At 48.3% G+C, this 269-nt stretch carries 1 protein-coding gene; it reads left to right on the forward strand.

Features of this window, described 5'->3' with window-relative positions; genetic code table 11:
- Nucleotides 1-269, forward strand: a 269-nt coding sequence (locus SB773_RS32080; RefSeq protein ID WP_410594385.1) for an iron-containing alcohol dehydrogenase, incomplete at both ends; no start/stop codon positions are given.

Raw genomic sequence — 269 nt, forward strand, 5'->3', positions numbered from 1 at the left:
GTTGATAAAGTCCACTCTCCCCTCCCACCCATGGTGATGATTATGACTACGGCCGGATCAGGATCAGAGGTCTCTCAGTTTTCGGTGATCGTCGATTCATTCCGCGAGAAAAAAATGACGATCATTTCAAAATCACTCGTCCCCGATATTGCAATAATCGATCCTGGTACCTTAACCACCTTGGGACCGGATTTGACCGCGGCTACTGGAATGGATGTTTTAACCCACGCCATTGAATCCTACGTTTCTATCGCTGCGACACCGTTGAC

The organism is Bacillus sp. SIMBA_074 (assembly GCF_046534555.1).
In the GTDB taxonomy this organism is placed as follows: Bacteria; Bacillota; Bacilli; order Bacillales; family Bacillaceae_G; genus Bacillus_A; species Bacillus_A mycoides.